This is a genomic window from Brucella sp. TWI559, from assembly GCF_039674265.1.
Classification (GTDB): domain Bacteria; phylum Pseudomonadota; class Alphaproteobacteria; order Rhizobiales; family Rhizobiaceae; genus Brucella; species Brucella chromiisoli.
In genome coordinates this window covers 186,810-208,149 of sequence record NZ_JBDJNE010000001.1, presented here as the reverse complement: position 1 = coordinate 208,149, position 21,340 = coordinate 186,810, and the positions used below count along the sequence as shown (strand labels likewise).

Below are 21,340 nucleotides of genomic sequence, written 5' to 3'. Positions count from 1 at the left end.
GGTAAGCCCGCTGTTAAGTTGACTGACAAACGCATCGCTATGACAGGAGCGCCAGGATGAAGGATAAAGTTGTCACGGTAGGTGCCATGCTGGTCAATGACGAGCGAAAAATTCTGATGGGCCTGCGCTCACCGTGGAAGAAGGCGTGGCCCAATCATTGGGATGCGCCGGGAGGTCATGTTGAGCCCGGTGAAACACTGGAACAGGCGCTGGTTCGGGAGATGGGCGAAGAACTCGGCATTCGTCCAACGCAGTTTCAGAAGATCGGCGCAGTGGATGAGAAAAGGCCGGACCTATACGGCGATTCCATCAGCCATATTTATCAGATTACGGAATGGGACGGTGGCGAACCGCGAAACGTTTGCGATGAACATTCTGAGCTTGGATGGTTCAGTCCCGATGACCTTGAAAGCCTCAGTAATTTGGCTGATCCCGAATATCCGCGTCTTGCCCGGATCGCCATTGGGGTCGCCTAACGCCTCACCACCTTCATCGGCAGACCGCCCTGTGGCTGGGTGGTGAGTTTTTGCACCGGCCATGGCTTTGTCGTCTCCAGCACGTCGAAACGACGGCCATCAAGCAAGGTTGCAAGCGCGATAACCGCCTCCTGAAGCGCGAAGCTTGCACCGATGCAGACCCGCGGACCTGCACCAAATGGCAGATATTGAAAGCGATCAAGTTTGTCGCGGTTTTCGGGCCAGAAGCGTTCAGGCATGAAGGCATCCGGCTGATCCCAGTAAAGCCTGTGACGGTGGATCACCCACGGCATCACCAGAACAGCCGTTCCCTTGGCAATTTTCAAATCTCCATAGGTGTCATCCGTTGCGGCCTCGCGGTTGATTGACGGTGCTGGCGGATAAAGCCGCATTGCTTCTTCAAAAGCTGCACGCGTCAGCGGCAATTTTGCCAGCCACTCCTGCGGCGGCAGATCATGTCCACCACCTGCAAAAAATGCATCGATCTCAGCCTCAACACGCGCGCGTTCCTGCGGTGCCTTGGCGAGCGGAAAGAATATGAAAATCAATAACAACATTATAAATACATTCCAGAAATCAACGAATTAGCTTAATTATTCCATATATAAAAATAATAATATATCGATAAAACAATAAATAATACTTATGATATATTCTGTTAAAAATAACAGGTTCTAACATTAATTGACTTGTAATAATTTACTGGGTGTCACCTAAAATTATTACAAGTCAAGCAATGTTACTTTTAAATAATTATATTGGATTTACAGATGCTAGATATTCGATACCTATCACCCGGGTCATTTGGCTCAATGCGCTGGAACAGCTTCGAGGCTGAAGAAATGTTTATAACTGGTTATCGTTTAGATCGCGGTACCCCTCTACAAGTAATTAAAAATGGCTTCGATTCAAGCGAATTTTACCCAAAAAATCCGTACGCATCACCACACCTTACAAATAATAACATTCAATTTGTTGGCAGTAGAGACGGTCTAAATAAATACATCAGCAATTCACAAATCAAAATTATTGATTATAGGAGTTTTTCAGAGTTAAGGAACCTGCATCGCAACGATACCTCCTTAGAATCACCTTACAATAATATAAAAAACGACAATACTTATTTGTATAAAATAAAAACAAGTACGCATAACTCCCTATCGATTAAATATGGAATAGATAAATATGGCGATAAATTCACTACCTATATAGGATTTGGTGGAAAATCCGAATTAAAAAGAGAAAATAATATTTTATTAGATGGATCAATGACAATTGAAAGGAATCATCAATTCATGGATCAATTTCCACATATAATAAAAAAACTCAATGGATATATGTACTCGAAAAGTGAAATAGATGCTCTTGATGTAAATAGGAAAACCATTAATAAAGGAATAAAAAACTCATACAATTTTCACTATAGTAAACTAAATCAAGACTTTCCAGTCACTGAATTTATGTCATTGGAGCCGCTTGATTTGGCAATATAGTTGCTGAAAATAGATACCTAAAATTTATATTCTCATCACCACCTTCATCGGCAGACCGCCCTGTGGCTGGGTTGTGAGTTTCTGCACCGGCCATGGCCTTGTCGTCTCCAGCACGTCGAAACGACGGCCATCAAGCAAGGTTGCAAGCGCAATCACCGCCTCCTGAAGCGCGAAGCTTGCACCGATGCAGACCCGCGGACCTGCACCAAATGGCAGATATTGAAAGCGATCAAGTTTGTCGCGGTTTTCGGGCCAGAAGCGTTCAGGCATGAAGGCATCCGGCTGATCCCAGTAAAGCCTGTGACGGTGGATCACCCACGGCATCACCAGAACAGCCGTTCCCTTGGCAATTTTCAAATCTCCATAGGTGTCATCCGTTGCGGCCTCGCGGTTGATTGACGGTGCTGGCGGATAAAGCCGCATTGCTTCTTCAAAAGCTGCACGCGTCAGCGGCAATTTTGCCAGCCACTCCTGCGGCGGCAGATCATGTCCACCACCTGCAAAAAATGCATCGATCTCAGCCTCAACACGCGCGCGTTCCTGCGGTGCCTTGGCAAGCAGATAGAGCGTCCAGCCAAGCGCACGGGCCGTGGTCTCATGCCCCGCCCCAATGAAAGTGATGATGTTATCTTCAATTTCCGAGCGGCTCAAACCGTCCGGTCCCTCGGCGCGCAAAAGCAAGGTCAGGAAATCATTCGGAACGTCTTCGCCTTTATCCATGCGTGTTTTGCGCAAGGCGATTGTATCAGAAACCAGTTCGCGGAAGAAACTCAGCGATTTGTTGCCGCGTAATCGCGTGAAGCGGGGCAGCCATTCGGGCAAGCCAAGAAGATCAAATGGATCGACGCGGCCCATGGTTTCAAAAAGCTTGTCGATCTGGCGGGCGAAATCATTCGGATCACCGGCAATTTCGCCGGAGAACAACGTTTCCGCGAGAATGTCATAGGTGAGCAGCGTCATGTCGTGCGCGACATCGGTGATGATGCCGTTGGTCTTGTAACGCTCGACAAACTGGCGGGAGCGATCGCGCATGGCGAGCGCAAAACCGCCGATATGACGCGGGGTAAAGACCGGCGCCATTGCCTTGCGCGAGCGCTTCCAGACTTGGCCCTCGGCAGTCAGCAATCCATCGCGCAGAAGCGGGCGGAGCACGCGCTGGCGGATGGCAGACATTGGATAGTTTGCAGCATTATCGACCAGCACATGACGGATGAGGCCGGGATCATTGGCTATGATGGTTTTGATACCCAGCCAGCTTACAGAAACCCAAGGTTCGTTATAGGAAGGCTCACCCCACAATTCGAGCGGGTTCTTGTAAACCACACGCATCATCTCGAAGCGCCCGACCGGCTTTTCGCGCGGGCGCGGTGCGGGCGGCACGAAAGGGCTGGCGGCTTTTTTCATCGCAATTTTGCTTTCCATGACGTGCTCCTCGTGTCGAGAATGTCCCCGTCAGATAAGCATATAAGGGGCAATTGTGGCACTTCCAGAGATTGCGCACCACCCTGACGCTTCATCCTGCACCAAATGAGTGGAATCCCCGGCAAATTTGACCCCAAAATTTGGAAAAATCGCCGTTAACGCCTATATTAAAGCCATGTTTGTCGTGTGATTCGACAGGGTATTTGATGCTGCCATTGCAGCAGGCTTTAAGGCTGCATTCGCGGCGCATTTTCGAAAGATTTTCATGAGCGAGACTCCAGAGATGAATTCCGAAGCCCCCGCCGAATATGGCGCGGATTCCATTCGTGTTCTGAAAGGCCTCGACGCAGTTCGCAAGCGTCCGGGCATGTATATTGGTGATACGGATGACGGCTCAGGCCTGCATCACATGGTCTATGAAGTCGTGGACAACGCCATTGACGAAGCGCTGGCGGGACATGCAACGCTTGTCACCGTCACACTCAATGCCGATGGCTCTTGCACCGTAACCGATAACGGTCGCGGCATTCCGACTGACATTCACAAGGAAGAAGGCGTTTCGGCTGCCGAAGTCATTATGACCCAGCTCCATGCTGGCGGTAAGTTCGACCAGAATTCCTATAAGGTTTCCGGTGGTCTGCACGGCGTTGGCGTCTCGGTTGTGAACGCGCTTTCAATCTGGCTGAGATTGAAAATCCGCCGCGCTGGCAAAATTCACGAAATGGCCTTCACACATGGCGTTGCCGATGCGCCGCTCATCGTTACCGGTGATGCTGGCAGCGATACAGGCACCGAAGTAAGCTTCCTGCCCTCGCCTGAAACATTCACCATGGTTGATTTTGACTATGACACGCTGGAGCGTCGTCTGCGTGAATTGGCATTCCTGAATTCCGGTGTGCGCATCCTGCTTTCTGATCGCCGCCATGCCGACGTCAAGGAACAGGAACTGCACTATGACGGTGGTGTTGTTGAGTTCGTGAAATATATCGACCAGAGCAAGAAATCGCTTCTGGAAACACCGATTTATATCAAAAGCGAAAAAGACGGTATGACCGTTGAAGTCGCGATGTGGTGGAATGATTCCTACCACGAGAAGGTGCTGTGCTTCACCAACAACATTCCACAGCGCGATGGTGGCACCCATCTGGCCGGTTTCCGCGGCGCACTGACACGTCAGGTGACGGGCTATGCGGATTCGTCCGGCATGACCAAGAAGGAAAAGGTCAGTCTGACCGGCGATGATTGCCGTGAAGGTCTGACCGCCGTTCTTTCGGTCAAGGTTCCCGATCCAAAATTCTCGTCGCAGACCAAGGACAAGCTGGTTTCCTCGGAAGTGCGTCCAGTGGTGGAAAGCCTCGTCAATGAAGCGCTTTCAACCTGGCTGGAAGAGCACCCATCCGGCGGCAAGATCATTGTTGAAAAGGTTATTCAGGCAGCCGCCGCTCGCGAAGCAGCCCGCAAGGCACGCGACATCACCCGCAAAAGCAATCTGAGCGTGACGTCGCTTCCCGGCAAGCTGGCCGACTGTCAGGAACGTGATCCTGCAAAGTCAGAAATCTTCATCGTCGAGGGTGATTCCGCTGGCGGTTCCGCAAAGAGCGGTCGTTCGCGCCAGAATCAGGCGATTCTGCCGCTGCGCGGTAAGATCCTCAATGTGGAACGCGTGCGCTTTGACCGCATGATCTCGTCCGATCAGGTCGGCACACTGATCACAGCGCTTGGCACGTCGATCGGCAAGGATGAGGCGCACGGCTTCAATCCTGACAAGCTGCGCTACCACAAAATCATCATCATGACGGATGCTGACGTCGACGGTGCGCATATTCGGACGCTGCTGTTGACCTTCTTCTTCCGTCAGATGCCCGAGCTGATTGAACGCGGCCATATTTATATCGCACAGCCACCGCTCTATAAGGTGTCGCGCGGCAAGTCCTCGCAATATATCAAGAACGAAGCGGCCTTTGAGGATTTCCTCATCGAAACCGGTCTTGAAGAAGCGGCGCTTGCGATCAGCAGCGGCGAAGTCCGCGCCGGACCGGACCTTCGGTCGGTGGTTGATGATGCGCGCACGCTGCGTCAGCTTCTTTCGGGTCTGCATACGCGCTATGACCGCAGTGTCGTTGAACAGGCCGCGATTGCCGGCCTGCTCAACCCGAGTGCCAGCGCAAACGACACAACGTCGCACACGTCCGCAGATATCGTTGCCAAGCGCCTCGACATGATTTCGGAAGAAACCGAGCGTGGCTGGACGGCGCATGTCACCGAAGACGGCGGCTATCGCTTTGAGCGCATGGTGCGTGGTGTGAAGGATGTTGCCATTCTCGATATGGCCCTGCTCGGGTCTGCCGATGCCCGTCAGATCGACCGCGTGGCTTCGCGCCTGTCGGAAATTTTTGCCGAACCGCCAGTTCTGCGCCGCAAGGACAAGTCGGAAACGCTTTCCGGCCCGATGGCACTGCTGGATGCGATCTTCGCAACAGGCCGCAAGGGCCTGACGTTGCAGCGTTACAAAGGCTTGGGCGAAATGAACGCCGAACAGCTTTGGGAAACCACACTCGATCCAAATGTTCGTTCGCTGTTGCAGGTTAAGGTCAACGACGCGACCGATGCAGATTCGCTGTTCTCACGCCTGATGGGTGATGAAGTCGAGCCGCGCCGCGAGTTCATTCAGGAAAATGCACTCAGCGTTGCCAATCTGGACGTGTAGTTAAAAATAAAGCCCCGGAAGACAAAATCTTCCGGGGCTTTTTGCATATTGGATCAATGAAAAGGCCCCGCAAGCGGGGCCTTTTCATTGAGAACAATCAGGCACTACGTGGCTTCTTGGAAAAGCCTTCGCCGGATTTCTTGCCGTCCTTCTTGAAACCAGCTTTCTTGAAGTCGCCCTTTGGCTTTGACCAGCCACCTTTTGCGCCATCACGGAAATCGCTTCTTGGTTTGTCGCTGCGCGGCTTGAAATCGCGCTTGCCTTCGCGAGGCGTTGCATCACCACCAGCGCCTGCAACGGCTGGGCGGATGACAAGACCCTTTTCACCCGTGCCGCGTTCTTCAACCGAACGACGGAATTCATCGGCCTTTGAAGCGACGATTTCAAAGCGGGTTTCATTGTCGAAAATCTTGATCGAACCAACTTCACGCTTGGAAACATCGCCAGCCTTGCAGATCAGCGGCAACAGCCACTTTGGATCGGCACGATGCTTGCGACCGGCAGAAACCGAGAACCAAACGCCATCAAAACGCGCATTGCGGTCGAAACGTTCACCCGGCTCGCCACGATCAAAGCGCTCGCCCCGTTCTGGACGATCACCGCGCTCGCGCGGCTTCTTGCTGCCAACCGGATGAATCGGTGCATCAGAAACTTCTTCGGCGGCAGGGAGTGCTGCGAGTTCACGATTAAGGAAAGCGCTCGCGATCTGTTCGGGCGTATAACGCTCGGTCAATGCTTTCAACAGATCCTGATGCTCTTCTTCCACGGGCTGGCTGAGCGCGCTGCCGTTGAGAATGCGTTCGTAATTCTTGGCCTGAACTGCTGCAATGCCGGGAGCCGGAACAGTCTGGGCATCAAGCTTTGCCATATGCAAAAGACGTTCTGCAATGCGGCGACGCGAGAAAGGAACCACCAGAACGCATGTGCCCTTGCGGCCCGCACGGCCGGTACGGCCCGAACGGTGCAACATGGTTTCCGCATTGTTTGGCAAATCAGCGTGGATCACGAGATCAAGATTAGGCAGATCGATACCGCGGGCTGCAACATCGGTCGCAACGCAAACGCGGGCACGGCCATCACGCATCGACTGGAGCGCGTTGTTGCGCTCGGCCTGACTCAATTCACCCGAAAGGGCCACAACTGCAAAGCCACGATTGGAAAGGCGGCTCGCCATATGCTTAACCGCTTCACGGGTTGAGCAGAAAATGATCGAGTTCTGTGCATCATAATAAAGAAGCGTATTGATGATCGCGTGGTCGCGTTCCTGCGGTGGAACCGGCATCGCAAAATAATCAATATCCGCATGCTGTCCGGCTTCACCGGCAGCAGAAATGCGCAGCGCATCTTTCTGGAAACGCTTGGCAAGCTGTGCAATCGGCTTTGGTACGGTTGCCGAGAACATCAATGTGCGACGGTCTGCCGGTGCTTCGCCCAGAATGAATTCGAGATCTTCACGGAAGCCCATATCGAGCATTTCGTCGGCTTCATCAAGCACAACAACGCGCAGCTGCGACATATCCAGCGCATTGCGCGTAATATGATCGCGCAGGCGGCCCGGCGTGCCGACAACAATATGCGAACCGCGTTCGAGCACGCGGCGCTCAGAACGGATATCCATACCGCCAACACAGGAAGCGATACGCGCACCGGTATCGGCATAAAGCCATTCCAGTTCGCGCTGAACCTGCAAAGCCAGCTCACGCGTTGGCGCAATAATCATGGCAAGTGGTGCGCCCGCATTCGCGAAGCGCAGCTCATCACCAAGGATTGTGGAAGCCATAGAAAGACCGAAAGCAACGGTCTTGCCGGAGCCTGTCTGTGCGGAAACGAGCAGATCGCCGTGAAGTGTTTCCGGTGCCAGAACAGCGTTCTGAACAGCGGTGAGTGTGTTGTAACCGCGAGCGGTTAATGCTCCGGAGAGAGCCGGAGCAATGGATTCAGGCAGAGACATGATTAACTTTCAAAAAAGCTTCACAAGTCGACACCCTTGGCCGCAAACCCTTTGGCCACAAACCCACTGACGACTACCGAAGCAACAGAATTGCCGCTTACCTATCGTGTCAGACCTCTCAGGTCAACCGGCTAAGCCCTCAATGCGCTTCATCCCAGTTATGCGCTGCACGCGCATCGACCTGTAGCGGCACAGAAAGCGACACGGCAGGCATGGCGGCATTTTCCATGACATGCCGCACGAGAGGGATTGTCTTCTCGACCTCATTTTCAGGCACTTCGAAGATCAATTCATCGTGGACTTGCAAGAGCATACGTGCGCTGAGCTTCTCATCGCTGAGTGCATTTTCCATACGGATCATAGCACGGCGGATAATATCGGCAGCCGAGCCCTGAATAGGGGCATTGATTGCCGCGCGTTCATTGAAGGCGCGAACCTGCGGATTGGAAGCCCGAATATCAGGATAATGCGCGCGGCGGCCAAAGATGGTTTCGACATAACCATGTTCGCGCGCAAAAGCCTTGGTCGCTTCCATATAATCCTTGATGCCCGGGAAGCGCTCGAAATAGGTGCGGATATATTGCCCTGCTTCTTCACGCGGAATGGAAAGCTGATTGGCGAGGCCAAAAGCCGAAATGCCGTAAATGATACCGAAATTGATCGCCTTGGCGCGGCGGCGCACTTCGGGAGCCATGCCTTCAACCGGAACGCCGAACATTTCCGAAGCGGTCATGGCATGAATATCGATGCCATCTGCAAAAGCCTGTTTCAGCTGCGCAATATCAGCAACATGCGCCAAAACACGCAATTCGATCTGGCTGTAATCGGCAGAAATCAGCTTGTTACCCGGTTCAGCGATGAACGCCGTTCTGATTTTGCGGCCTTCAGCCGTGCGCACCGGAATGTTCTGCAGGTTCGGCTCAGACGAAGACAGCCGCCCCGTTGATGTGGACGCCATTGCATAAGAGGTATGCACGCGTTTGGTCTGTGGGTGAATAAAGCCCGGCAGCGCATCAGTATAGGTGGATTTGAGCTTGGTCAGCTGACGCCAGTCAACGATCTTACGCGGCAGAGGCAGACCTTCGGCTGCCAGATCTTCGAGCACCTGCGCCGACGTGGACCACTGACCTGTCTTGGTCTTGGATGCACCCGGAAGCCCCATCTTGCCAAACAGAATATCGCCAAGCTGCTTTGGCGATCCAATGTTGAATTTTTCGCCAGCCAGTTCGTAGATTTCATCTTCATAACGCGCAGCAGACTGCGCGAGATCGCCGGACAGGCGCGAGAGAACCTGCCGGTCAACCGAAATGCCGCGCTCTTCCATACGGGCCAGCACATCGACCAGCGGCCGTTCCAGACGTTCATAAACCGATGCAAGGCCTTCTGCGGCGAGACGTGGCTTCAACACCTGCCAGAGGCGCAGCGTCACATCGGCATCTTCGGCTGCGTAGGCCGTTGCACGATCAATCTCCACCATATCAAATGTGACTGCACTTTTGCCGCTGCCCGCCACGTCCTTATAAGCGATTGGCGTATGGCCCAGCCAGCGCTCGGACAATGGGTCCATACCATGGCCACCGGCGCCCGCATCCAGCACATAGGAAATCAACATCGTGTCATCGAAAGACACGGTATTGATGCCATGACGACGCATGACCAGCCAGTCATATTTCATGTTCTGTGCGATCTTGAGGACGGACTTATCCTCAAGAATGCGCTTCAAAGCAGTCAGAGCCTGATCAAGTGGAATCTGCCCTTCAACCATGCCGCCGCCCAAAAGATCGCCTGCACCGGATTTATGCTGGAGCGGGATATAGGCAGCCCTGCCCGGAGCAAGAGCCAGCGAAAAGCCAATCAGATCGGCCTGCATCGGATCAAGCGAATTGGTTTCGGTATCGAAAGCAACAAGACCAGTCTCAATCGCTTCATCGAGCCACGCGTTCAGCGTGGAAAGATCGCGAATGCAAATATAGGCCGTGGTGTCGATTTTCTGCGCAAGCGCCGTTGAAGCACGGCTTTCAGCCAGCGCTTTGGGCGTGTAACCGCTGACATTAAGCGCTTCGCGAACTGCGGTTTCAGATGATGCAGAATCCGAGCTTGCAGGGACATCAACATCGGGGCCGTGCGCATCCGCACCCCACTCCGTTTCGATATGGCATGGTTCAACGGCCGATGCATCGGTGTCCGTTGCTTCCGCCACACGGCGCGTCAGCGATGTAAATTCCATCGCCTTGAGGAAGCCGATCAGCTTCGGGCCATTTTGTGGCTCAAGCACAAGGCCATCCAGATCAACATCCAGCGGCACATCGGTCTTGAGTGTGACGAGTTCGCGCGCGATCTTGGTCTGATCGGCATAGGCGATGATATTTTCACGGCGCTTGTTCTGCTTGATTTCAGATGCGCGGGCCAAAAGCGTATCAAGATCGCCAAACTCTTGGAGCAATTGTGCAGCAGTTTTAGGCCCGATACCCGGAATTCCGGGTATATTATCGGTGCTGTCGCCGGTCAACGATTGCAGGTCGATCATTTTTTCAGGTGGCACACCCCATTTCTCAACCACTTCCGGGATCGAAATCTGCTTGTCCTTCATGCTGTCATACATGGACACGCTCGGTGTGACGAGCTGCATGAGGTCTTTGTCGGACGAAATGATGGTGACGTCACCGCCCGCAGCCTCTGCCAGACGCGCATAGGTCGCGATCAGATCGTCGGCCTCAAAGCCTTCTTTTTCGATGCTTGGCAGATTGAAAGCACGTGTTGCCTGTCGGATCAGGCCGAATTGCGGAATCAAATCTTCCGGCGGTGCGGTGCGGTTGGCCTTATATTCGGGATAAATTTCCTTACGGAAAGTTTGTGACGAATAGTCAAAAATGACGGCGAAATGGGTCGGGACCACACCCACATCCGTATTGCGTGCATCTTTCAACAGCTTCCACAACATGTTGCAAAAACCGGACACAGCGCCGACCGGCAAGCCATCCGTCTTGCGGGTCAGGGGTGGCAGAGCATGATAGGCACGGAAAATATAGCCCGAGCCGTCGATGAGGAAGAGATGATCGCCTTTTTTCATGGCTTAGGATTAAAGGAAACAAAGCCCAAAGAAAACCAGCCATGTGTCAGGAGAAACGAGTGTCCACTTGAAAGGTGGCTTTTTCTCGCCTCGTTCATGCAAATCTCTTATTTTGATAACGTTTATGTTACGAATTTGTAATCTTAAATGCCCTTGAATAGCCACAGTTGCAGGGCCATTTGCAGTTCATCGACAGTATGTTGATCGCCGGTTTTCTGACCCGTCCCCCGTTGGATGCCGGTTGTAAGCGACAGCCTCATTCCCCTCTCCGGGCTGTCGTTTTTGAGTGTAGTGATATGGCCGTTGTGGTACCCCCTCACCGCAACGGCCAATTCATTTTCAGCTCTCAGTTTTGCGTTCATATTGGGTTTCTTCTTGGGCCTGCCAGTTGTACTGTGCAGCAGCATTACGACTCGTCAGGAAGTATCCATGTCCACCCAATCACTCGATAAAGTCCTCAATCATATCGATTCCAATCTCGATAAAAGCATCGACCATCTGTTCGATCTTTTGCGGATCAAGTCGATTTCTACCGATCCGTCTTACAAGGCCGATTGCCGTAAGGCGGCTGAATGGCTGGTCGAGGACCTCAAATCTATTGGTTTTGATGCGAGTGTGCGCGATACGCCCGGCCATCCCATGGTGTTTGCGCATCATGAAGGTGCAACCGCTGATGCGCCGCATGTGCTCTTCTACGGCCATTATGATGTGCAGCCGGTTGATCCGCTGAACCTTTGGGAAAATGATCCGTTCGAGCCAGCGATCAAGGATGTTGGCAATGGCCGCAAAATCCTCACCGGTCGCGGCACATCCGACGACAAGGGCCAGCTGATGACCTTTGTGGAAGCCTGCCGTGCTTATAAGGCCGTCAATGGCAACCTGCCGGTGAAAGTGACATTGCTGTTTGAAGGCGAAGAAGAATCCGGCTCACCGTCGCTCAAGCCATTCCTTGATGCGCACAAGCAAGAGCTGAATGCCGATGTGGCGCTCGTTTGCGACACCTCGATGTGGGACACTGAAACGCCAGCGATCAGCGTTGGTCTGCGCGGGCTGGTTGGTGAAGAGATTGTCATCAAGGCTGCGGACCGCGATCTGCATTCAGGCTTTTTTGGTGGCGCGGCGGCCAATCCTATTCATATTCTCGCAAAAATCCTTGCCGACCTGCATGATGAAACTGGCCGCGTCACCGTTCCGGGTTTCTATGAAGGTGTTGAAGAAACCCCGTCACAGATTTTGCAATCATGGGAAAGCCTTGGCCGCACGGCTGAAAACTTCCTTGGCCCCATTGGTCTTTCGATTCCCTCGGGCGAAAAAGGCCGCAGCATTCTCGAACTGACCTGGGCGCGCCCGACTGCGGAAGTCAACGGCATCATCGGCGGTTATACCGGTGACGGCTTCAAGACGGTGATTGCAGCGCAAGCTTCCGCCAAGGTTTCGTTCCGTCTCGTTCACAAGCAAGACCCGGTTAAAATCCGCGAAGCGTTCCGCGCTTTCGTTGAGGAACGCCTGCCAGCCGATTGCTCGGTCGAGTTCCATCCGCATGGCGGTTCGCCTGCCATTCAGCTGCCATATGACTCACCACTGGTTTCCAAGGCCAAGGATGCGCTTTCCGACGAGTGGCCGAAGCCAGCCGTGCTGATCGCCATGGGCGGGTCGATCCCGATTGTTGGCGATTTCGACAAATTCCTCGGCATGGAATCCCTGCTCGTCGGCTTCGGCCTCGAAGATGATCGCATCCATTCGCCCAATGAAAAATATGAGCTGAACTCTTTCCACAAGGGCCAGCGCTCATGGGCACGTATTATGGCGGCGATTGCCGCCAAGTAAGGACAATTCAATGACTATCCGTTTTCATAAACACGATCTGCCGAACCTTGAGCATTATCAGGTGGATTCGGTGGCAATCGACACCGAGACTCTCGGCCTTAATCCGCATCGCGACCGCCTTTGCGTGGTGCAGATTTCGCCCGGTGACGGCACGGCAGACGTGATCCAGATTGAAGCAGGCCAGAAGAAGGCGCCCAATCTGGTCAAGCTTCTGAAAGATCGTTCGATCACCAAGATCTTTCATTTTGGCCGCTTCGACCTTGCTGTGCTGGCGCACGCTTTTGGCACCATGCCGCAACCGGTTTTCTGCACGAAGATCGCATCCAAGCTCACCCGCACCTATACAGACCGCCATGGCCTGAAAGAAATCTGCGGCGAGCTGCTTGATGTTTCTATCTCAAAGCAGCAGCAGTCATCGGACTGGGCGGCAGAGGTTCTGTCACAGGCACAGCTTGAATATGCAGCATCTGACGTTCTTTATCTGCATCGGCTCAAAGCTGTGTTTGAACAGCGTCTGGAACGCGATGGCCGCACCAGACAGGCTGAGGCCTGCTTCAAGTTTCTGCCAACCCGCTCAGAACTTGATCTGATGGGCTGGCCTGAGACGGATATTTTCGCGCACGCGTAAAGCGCAATCAAATGGCGGCTTCAGGGAGCGTTCCGAACAGAACGCTCCCTTTCTTTTTCTTATCGCGCATGTTGTCCGAAAACCGCTTCGCATTTTTCGCGATGCGATGTTGCACTAACCCGTGCATGCATTTCCCCGCAATCAAGACCTGATGCGCGCAACGCAACGGATGCCCAAATACCACTTTGGTATCATTTAGAGGCCAATTTTAAGCATTTGATAACCATTTTTCGCGGGTTTTTAAGGCAAAAGCCCGGAAATACCCATTTTTTGCGACTAAGAAGTGACTGTGTCCTTCTTGCTACAGACATTCCCGATCCATGGCCTATATTAGGGACAACAGTTCATTATCCCTATTTCCCAAGTGGAGGCCTATTATGAAGCTCAAGACCCTTCTTCTCGCGTCGACCGTTGCTCTCGTTGCTGCAACTGGCGCAAAAGCTGCAGACGCTATCGTTTACGAAGAGCCTGCTCCGGTTGTTGTTGCTCCAACGTTCACATGGAACGGTGCTTACCTCGGTGGTCAGATTGGCTACGGTTGGGGCAAGTCGCGCTTCAGCCAGTTTGGCGAAGCCGGTGCGCTTAACATCAAGCCAGATGGTTTCCTCGGTGGTCTTTATGCAGGTTATAACTTCGACCTCGGCAACAGCGTTGTTCTGGGTATCGACGGTGACGTAACCTACAACAACCTCAAGGACAGCTATTCGATTACCGATGGTACGAATTCTGCATCTCTTGAAAGCAAGCTGCGCTGGTCGGGTGCCGTTCGTGCACGTGCCGGTTACGCAGTTGATCGCTTCCTGCCTTACATCGCTGGTGGTGTAGCATTCGGTCAGGTCAAGAACACGCTGTCGGCAACAAATGGCATTGATTCTGTCAGCGTTGAGCAGAGCAAGACCCTTACCGGCTGGACTGCTGGTGCAGGCGTTGACTATGCAGCAACCGACAACGTCATCGTTCGCCTTGAATACCGTTACACCGATTACGGTCGCAAGAACTTCGACTTTGGCACCGATGGTGTTGCCTCGGTCCGCGACAAGTTCAAGACCAACGAAGTTCGTCTCGGCGTTGCATACAAGTTCTAATCTGATCTGATCAGATAGACTGCTTTGAAGGCCCCGCATTGCGGGGCCTTCTCATTTTGTGCTTAATCTTAGGCTTTTTTGTTAATTGCCAATTTACACCCCTTTAAACTGCCGCATTTACCCTTCAGGCGATAAACGCCCTTCCTATGTGCAGGGTTTGATCATTTAAGCCGGTTATGATGACGGCAGACGATAAGAATACGGGGCGGATCTAAACAGACATGGCATCGCGAGACGGCAGAAACGGGCGGATCGAACCTTCTTTCGGTAAAAAGCCGGAACAGGAAGAGGACGTATTTCGCATCGACGAAGAGGAACGCATGGCCCGGCCCCAACGTAAAGCCAAACCGTCGAAAGATCGTGAAACACGCGGTGCGCGCCGCGCCCAAAAAAAACGCGGTGGTTTTTTTGGTTTTGTCCGCCGCGCTGTTTACTGGTGTCTGGTGCTCGGCCTCTGGGGCGGCATTGCCTTTGCCGGCATGCTTGTCTATTTCGCAGCCAAAATGCCACCAACAACCGACTGGGCAATTCCCGACAGGCCACCAAACGTGCGCATTGTCGATGTTCAAGGCAATCTGATTGCCAATCGCGGCACCACCGGCGGACAGGCTGTGGGCTTGCACGAAATGTCACCATTTATACCGCAAGCCGTCATGGCAATCGAAGATCGCCGCTTCATGTCGCATTTCGGTATTGATCCGATTGGTCTTGCACGTGCCGTCATAACCAACATCATATCAGGTCGCGCCGTACAGGGTGGCTCAACGCTCACACAGCAGCTTGCTAAAAACCTGTTCCTGTCACCGGATCGCACGCTGGAGCGCAAAGTTCAGGAAGTGATGCTCGCCCTCTGGCTTGAGCACAAATATACCAAAGACCAGATTCTGGAGATGTATCTCAACCGCGTCTATCTCGGCTCGGGTGCTTATGGTGTGGATGCGGCATCGCGCCGCTATTTCAACAAATCCGCCAAGGACGTGAACCTTATGGAAGCTGCAACGCTGGCCGGGCTTCTCAAAGCGCCATCGCGGCTTTCGCCTGCGCGGGACCCGGAAGCTGCCGCAGCACGTGCCAGGCTGGTGCTTGGTGCCATGCGTGAAGAAGGCATGATCGATGATCGTCAGGTGGCAATTGCCGAAAGCGAACCGCCCACACGCGCTGCATCCTATTGGCAAGGCTCGGAAAATTACGTTGCAGACAGGGTCGTGGCAGAATTGCCAGAGCTGATCGGCGACACCAAAAGCGACATCACGGTTGAGACAACCATCGATCTTAACCTCCAGCATATCGGTGAAGAAGCAATCAAGGATCAGATTTCCGAAAACGGAAAGAAGATGAATGTGAGCCAAGGGGCGCTCGTTTCCATTGATGGTACGGGTGCTGTGCGTGCCTTGGTGGGGGGGTATGATTATGCCGCCAGCCAGTTTGACCGCGTGACCGATGCCAAGCGCCAGCCTGCCTCATCCTTCAAGCCATTCGTTTATCTCTCCGCACTCGAACAGGGCCGCACGCCGGATTCAGTGCGCAATGATGCGCCGGTGCGGATTGGCAACTGGACGCCCAGCAACGATAACGGGAAATATATGGGCGAAGTCACGCTTGCCACCGCCCTCTCCCATTCGCTCAATTCCGTCTCAGCGCAGCTGGTGATGGAGGTCGGCCCGCAGACCGTGATCGACACCGCACACCGCCTTGGCGTTCAGTCAAAGCTTGAGCCCAATGCCTCGCTCGCACTGGGCACCTCGGAAGTATCGCTTCTGGAACTGACCGATGCCTATGTGCCTTTTGCCAATGGCGGTTATCGTGCGCCTGTCTATTTCATCACCAAAGTCACAGATGCACAGGGCAAGGTTCTCTATCAGAGGCAAGACGGTATTGGTCCGCGCGTGATTGATGAGCGCAATGTCGGCATGATGAATGCTATGCTGCGCAAGACAGTGGAGGACGGAACTGCCAAGCGCGCGGCCTTCGGCTGGCCAGCAGCAGGTAAAACCGGCACCAGCCAGAATTTCCGTGACGCGTGGTTTATCGGTTATACCGCCAATCTCACCACAGGTGTGTGGTTTGGCAATGATGACGGCAAGGGCATGAAGCGGGTGTTCGGCTCCACGCTTCCGGTGGCCGCCTGGAAAGCCTTTATGAAGGAAGCCCATAAGGGCGTGCCCATCGCAGAATTGCCCGGGCATTACGATATTCAGAACGTGGTTCCCGGCGGCAGCGATGGCATTGATCCGAACCTGCCTTATGAACCCGGCATGACACCGCAGGGCGGCTATGGCAATCCGCCTATGGCAGGCAATGACGATGATGGCTATTGGCCACCGGCACCCGATTCGCCTGCGCGCAACACGATCCAGCAGGGCACGACAGCCGATTATCCGGCCGGTACCGCAACGGGTATGGATCATAACGCTCAGCCAATGCCGCCTGCCAGCGTCGGCGGACAACAGAAACCGCGTGATTCAACCACGCTTCTCGATATTATCATGGGTAATTCACGATAAAATTCGTTCAGGGCCGGTTGACGACCGGCCCTTATCGCGGTCAAGTGAAGCATCCAACGGCCTGATCGGTTGAATCCACTCGAAATCCTGAGCGGCTTAGTCTATTCAAAGATTGAGAGTGAGGTTGCCATGTCTACAATTTCCCCAACCGATACGTCCCGTCCCGATGTTGCCGCGGAACGCAAAACGCTTGTTCTGACAGGCGCCAGCCGCGGCATAGGGCATGCGACGGTCAAACGTTTTTCCCGCGCCGGCTGGCGCGTCATCACCTGTTCGCGACAGGATTTTTCAGAAAACTGTCCTTGGCCCGCGGGTCCGGAAGATCATATCAAAGTTGATCTTGCCGATCAGGAAGATATTGGCAAAGCCATTTCTGAAATCCGGCGCAGACTGGAAGCCAATGGCAGCAAGTTGCACGCGCTCGTCAACAATGCCGGCATTTCGCCCAAAGCCGAAGGCGGTCGCCGCCTGAACTCGATTGAAACGCCAATGGCCGCGTGGCGTGATGTGTTTCAGGTGAATTTCATGGCCCCGATCATGCTCGCACGCGGGCTGTTCAAAGAACTGGAAGCAGCGCAGGGTTCTGTGGTCAATGTGACCTCCATTGCAGGTAGCCGCGTGCATCCGTTTGCAGGCACTGCCTATGCAACATCCAAAGCAGCGCTTGCAGCACTGACCCGCGAAATGGCCTCCGATTTCGGTCCCCATGGTATCCGCGTGAACGCCATTGCGCCGGGCGAAATCGATACGGCGATTCTTTCGCCGGGTACGGAAAAGCTCGTCGAGCAATTGCCGATGCGGCGGCTTGGAAAAACATCAGAAGTGGCCGAAACAATCTATTATCTGTGCTCGGAAGCCTCATCCTATGTCACGGGTGCGGAAATTCACATCAATGGTGGCCAGCACGTATAATTGAAAGACGAATTCTATGATTCTATGCTGCGGTGAAGCCCTGATCGACATGCTCCCTCGCCAGACGGCAGAGGGAGAAACGGCCTTCATGCCTTTGGCCGGTGGTTCGGTGTTCAACACATCGATCGCACTTGGGCGGCTTAACGTTCCGACCGGATTTTTCTGCGGTCTTTCGTCAGATTTTTTCGGCGAGGTTTTGCGCGACGCGCTTGCGCGCTCCAATGTCGATTACTCCTTCTCGGCAATCTCTGACCGTCCGACAACACTGGCCTTTGTGCGGCTCGTTGACGGGCAGGCACGCTATGCATTTTACGATGAAAACACAGCGCTGCGGATGCTTTCGGAAAACGACATCCCGGAGATCGATGATAGAATTGATGCACTGCTGTTTGGCTGTATCAGCCTGATTTCAGAGCCATGCGGGCGTGTCTATGAAGCACTGATGACGCGCGAAGCATCCAAGCGCGTCATTTTTCTCGATCCGAATATTCGCACGGGCTTCATCACTGACCGCGAAAAGCATCTGGCGCGCATGAAGCGCATGATCGCCCTTGCCGATATTGTGAAACTATCCGACGAAGACCTCGAATGGTTCGGTGAAAAGGGCAGTCATGACGAGATTGCCGCCCGATGGCTCACGCTTGGGCCTAAGCTCATCGTGATTACCAAAGGTGCGCATGGTGCCGATGCCTATAGCGTAAACGCGACCATCCGTGTTCCCGGCGTTAAAGTCGATGTGGTGGATACGGTTGGCGCGGGCGACACGGTCAATGCCGGTATCCTCGCAAGCCTGCATAGTCAGGGACTGCTTAACAAACATGCCCTCGCCCAGCTGGACGAAGACCAGATTCACTCCGCCATAGCGCTGGGCGTTCGTGCAGCCGCGGTAACCGTTTCGCGTGCAGGCGCCAATCCTCCATGGGCAACAGAAATGCGCGATTGAGCATAATTGCTCCCTTGACCCGACGCATCGCGCGCCTTCTATAAGAGGGGGGCGGGAGAGAATCGAAGATAGGCAAAGGACATGTCATTGAACGTCTTGCGTATAGCCGCCTTCTCGCAAGGTAATCAGGGCGGCAATCCTGCCGGTGTGCTGATTTCTGAAAAACTTCCCTCTGCTCAAGACATGCAGACAATCGCTCACAATGTAGGCTTTTCGGAAACGGCTTTCGCCATGCCGGAAGCCGGAGGCTTTCGTGTGCGCTATTTTGCGCCGGAAATGGAAGTCCCTTTTTGTGGCCATGCCACAATTGCACTCGGTGCAGCGCTGGCCATGCGTGAAGGCGATGGTGCTTTTACGCTTATGCTCAACAATACGACAATAAAGGTAGAAGGCCGCAAGGAGGGCGATCTGTTCTCTGCAAGCCTTCAATCGCCATCCACGCGAAACCGTGCGGCCTCTGAGATCGAAATTGAGCAGGCGCTCGCGCTGTTCAACTATGAAAAGGACGATCTCGCACCGGGCATCCCGCCAGCACTCATCCATGCAGGCGCTGATCATATCGTATTGGCATTGCGCTCACGCGAAAAGCTTGCCGCCATGCATTATGACCTTCCGCGTGGGCGGGTGCTGATGAACCGGCAGGGCTGGACCACGATCCTTCTGGTGCATTCGGAGACACCACAGCGCTTCCACAGCCGCAATCCTTTTGCGTCTGGCGGCGTGTATGAAGACCCGGCGACAGGTGCATCGACTGCGGCCTTTGCCGCTTATCTGCGTGATCTGGGCTGGCCGCATGGCGGCGCTATTGAAGTCATCCAGGGCGAGGATACGGGCGTGCCCTCACATCTGCGCGCAGAAATCGGCCACGTGAGGGGCGAATCTATCCGCCTTTCCGGCACGGCCCGATTGATGGAATAGACAAACCGCAGCTCGTCACACTCTGACGAGCTGCTCTACACGTTCCTCATTGCCGAAGAATTTCAAATAGCGCTCGACTTCCTTCGGATCGCCGGTTGCTTTCTGTGGGTTGTCGGAAAGTTTGACCGCCGGGCGTCCATTGGCATCAATCACCTTACAGACAAGCGATATGGCCTTGAGACCATGGATCGTTGTCGGTGCACAGCCGGCGAAATCATTGGTAAGGTTCGTACCCCAGCCGAAGCTCATGCGAACGCGGCCTTCAAAATGGCGATAGGTTTCCTCAATTGTATCGACATCGAGCGCATCCGAGAAAATCAGCAGCTTTTCGCGTGGGTCTTTGCCGCGTGACTTCCACCATTCAATGATTCGTTCGCCGCCTTCAATGGGCGGTGCGCTGTCTGGGCGGAAGCCTGTCCAATCCGCAACCCAGTCCGGCGCATTGCGCAGGAAAGCAGCCGTGCCAAAAGCATCCGGCAGAACGATAAGAAGATTGCCACCATAATAGCGGTTCCAGTCCTGCAACACGCGATAAGGCGCACTGCGCAGTTCTTCATCCGTATTGGCCAGCGCTGCCAGCACCATTGGCAATTCATGCGCATTGGTGCCAAGCGCTTCAAGATCAGTATCCATTGCCAGCAGCACATTGCTGGTGCCGGTAAAGGCGCTGCCGATACCTTCTTTGAGTGCTTCAACGCACCAGCGCTGCCACAGAAACGAATGACGGCGACGCGTACCAAAATCGGAAATCTTCAAGTCTGGCAGTTCGCGCAACCGCTCGACCTTGCTCCACATCTTGGCTTTGGCGCGAGCATAGAGCACATCAAGCGAGAAAGGCCCGAGGTTTTTCATCGCAGCGCGCGAGCGTAATTCATTGATGATGGCAAGTGCGGGAATTTCCCACATGGTGGTGTGCGACCATGGACCATGGAAATGCAGCTCATACTGGCCGTCTTTGCGGCGCAGATCATATTCCGGCAGCTGGAAATCATGCAGCCAGTTGAGAAACTCCGGCTGGAAAATCTGCTTTCGACCATAAAAGCTGTTACCCGCCAGCCAGATCATTTCCTTCTTGGTGAAGCGCAGCGTGCGGGCGTGATCAAGCTGTGCGCGCAACTCACCTTCGTCAATCTCATCAGCAAGGCGCACAGTCGTCGTGCGGTTGATAAGTGCAAAGGTCGCATCCACTTTGGGGTAAAGCCCCCAGATCATCTGCAACATCAGAAGTTTGTAAAAGTCCGTATCCAGCAGGCTGCGGACAATCGGATCAAGCTTCCATGCGTGATTATAGACGCGCCGCGCGATATCGGTTTTGGCCATGACGGCCTCCATTGCATGAGCATGTGCTTCAGCCAAACCAAATGCTTGGCAGCAAAAAGAAAGGCAGGTTTTCACCTGCCTTTT

Annotated in this window: 16 protein-coding genes; 10 read left to right on the top strand and 6 right to left on the bottom strand. The window is 53.8% G+C overall.

Annotated elements, in window-relative coordinates; translation table 11 throughout:
• The first annotated feature begins 56 nt into the window (after positions 1-56).
• The gene (locus ABE530_RS00915) at positions 57-476 is read left to right on the top strand and encodes an NUDIX hydrolase (RefSeq protein WP_265982696.1); all 420 of its coding nucleotides are present in this window, start codon (positions 57-59) and stop codon (positions 474-476) included.
• Here ABE530_RS00915 and ABE530_RS00910 read toward each other — a convergent pair.
• On the bottom strand, positions 473-1,024 hold the full coding sequence (locus tag ABE530_RS00910) for a cytochrome P450 (RefSeq protein ID WP_499693651.1): 552 nt from the start codon (positions 1,022-1,024) through the stop codon (positions 473-475). The genes ABE530_RS00915 and ABE530_RS00910 overlap by 4 nt on opposite strands.
• A gap of 222 nt (positions 1,025-1,246) precedes the next feature.
• On the opposite strand from ABE530_RS00910, the gene ABE530_RS00905 reads away from it, so the two are divergent.
• Positions 1,247-1,969 carry a hypothetical protein gene (locus ABE530_RS00905; RefSeq protein ID WP_499693303.1) on the top strand — a complete coding sequence of 241 codons (723 nt, stop codon included), beginning with the start codon at positions 1,247-1,249 and terminating at the stop codon, positions 1,967-1,969.
• A gap of 24 nt (positions 1,970-1,993) precedes the next feature.
• Here ABE530_RS00905 and ABE530_RS00900 read toward each other — a convergent pair whose 3' ends face one another.
• On the bottom strand, positions 1,994-3,373 hold the full coding sequence (locus tag ABE530_RS00900; RefSeq protein WP_499693650.1) for a cytochrome P450: 1,380 nt from the start codon (positions 3,371-3,373) through the stop codon (positions 1,994-1,996).
• A gap of 283 nt (positions 3,374-3,656) precedes the next feature.
• Here ABE530_RS00900 and gyrB point away from each other — a divergent pair, with 283 nt between their 5' ends.
• Positions 3,657-6,098: a DNA topoisomerase (ATP-hydrolyzing) subunit B gene (gyrB, locus tag ABE530_RS00895; RefSeq protein ID WP_265982695.1), complete on the top strand. Its 2,442-nt coding sequence runs from the start codon at positions 3,657-3,659 to the stop codon at positions 6,096-6,098.
• Between the two features lie 97 nt (positions 6,099-6,195).
• Here the strand turns inward: gyrB and ABE530_RS00890 are convergent, their stop codons facing one another.
• The 3 genes from ABE530_RS00890 to ABE530_RS00880 all read right to left on the bottom strand — a co-directional run bounded on the left by ABE530_RS00890 (position 6,196) and on the right by ABE530_RS00880 (position 11,481).
• Positions 6,196-8,049: a DEAD/DEAH box helicase gene (locus ABE530_RS00890; protein WP_499693302.1), complete on the bottom strand. Its 1,854-nt coding sequence runs from the start codon at positions 8,047-8,049 to the stop codon at positions 6,196-6,198.
• A 139-nt stretch (positions 8,050-8,188) separates the two neighbouring features.
• Positions 8,189-11,119 carry a DNA polymerase I gene (polA, locus tag ABE530_RS00885; protein WP_499693301.1) on the bottom strand — a complete coding sequence of 977 codons (2,931 nt, stop codon included), beginning with the start codon at positions 11,117-11,119 and terminating at the stop codon, positions 8,189-8,191.
• A gap of 143 nt (positions 11,120-11,262) precedes the next feature.
• The gene (locus tag ABE530_RS00880) at positions 11,263-11,481 is read right to left on the bottom strand and encodes a hypothetical protein (RefSeq protein ID WP_265982692.1); all 219 of its coding nucleotides are present in this window, start codon (positions 11,479-11,481) and stop codon (positions 11,263-11,265) included.
• 67 nt (positions 11,482-11,548) lie between these two features.
• Between ABE530_RS00880 and ABE530_RS00875 the strand changes: the two genes are divergently transcribed.
• From ABE530_RS00875 to ABE530_RS00845, 7 genes are all read left to right on the top strand, one after another.
• Entirely contained in the window at positions 11,549-12,946 is a 1,398-nt protein-coding gene (locus ABE530_RS00875) for a dipeptidase (RefSeq protein ID WP_499693300.1), read from the top strand.
• Positions 12,947-12,956: 10 nt separating this feature from the next.
• The gene (locus ABE530_RS00870; protein ID WP_265982690.1) at positions 12,957-13,574 is read left to right on the top strand and encodes a ribonuclease D; all 618 of its coding nucleotides are present in this window, start codon (positions 12,957-12,959) and stop codon (positions 13,572-13,574) included.
• 377 nt (positions 13,575-13,951) lie between these two features.
• Positions 13,952-14,659: an outer membrane protein gene (locus ABE530_RS00865; protein WP_499693299.1), complete on the top strand. Its 708-nt coding sequence runs from the start codon at positions 13,952-13,954 to the stop codon at positions 14,657-14,659.
• Positions 14,660-14,880: 221 nt separating this feature from the next.
• On the top strand, positions 14,881-17,163 hold the full coding sequence (locus tag ABE530_RS00860; RefSeq protein ID WP_499693298.1) for a transglycosylase domain-containing protein: 2,283 nt from the start codon (positions 14,881-14,883) through the stop codon (positions 17,161-17,163).
• Positions 17,164-17,292: 129 nt separating this feature from the next.
• Positions 17,293-18,075 carry an SDR family NAD(P)-dependent oxidoreductase gene (locus ABE530_RS00855; RefSeq protein ID WP_265982687.1) on the top strand — a complete coding sequence of 261 codons (783 nt, stop codon included), beginning with the start codon at positions 17,293-17,295 and terminating at the stop codon, positions 18,073-18,075.
• A gap of 16 nt (positions 18,076-18,091) precedes the next feature.
• Positions 18,092-19,018: a carbohydrate kinase family protein gene (locus ABE530_RS00850; RefSeq protein ID WP_499693297.1), complete on the top strand. Its 927-nt coding sequence runs from the start codon at positions 18,092-18,094 to the stop codon at positions 19,016-19,018.
• Positions 19,019-19,105: 87 nt separating this feature from the next.
• A complete protein-coding gene (locus tag ABE530_RS00845; RefSeq protein ID WP_499693649.1) occupies positions 19,106-19,936 on the top strand; it encodes a PhzF family phenazine biosynthesis protein in 831 nt (276 codons plus the stop codon).
• Between the two features lie 15 nt (positions 19,937-19,951).
• Here ABE530_RS00845 and pncB read toward each other — a convergent pair whose 3' ends face one another.
• Positions 19,952-21,256, bottom strand: a complete 1,305-nt coding sequence (pncB, locus tag ABE530_RS00840) for a nicotinate phosphoribosyltransferase (RefSeq protein WP_265982685.1) — start codon at positions 21,254-21,256, stop codon at positions 19,952-19,954.
• Between the last annotated feature and the right edge of the window lie 84 nt (positions 21,257-21,340).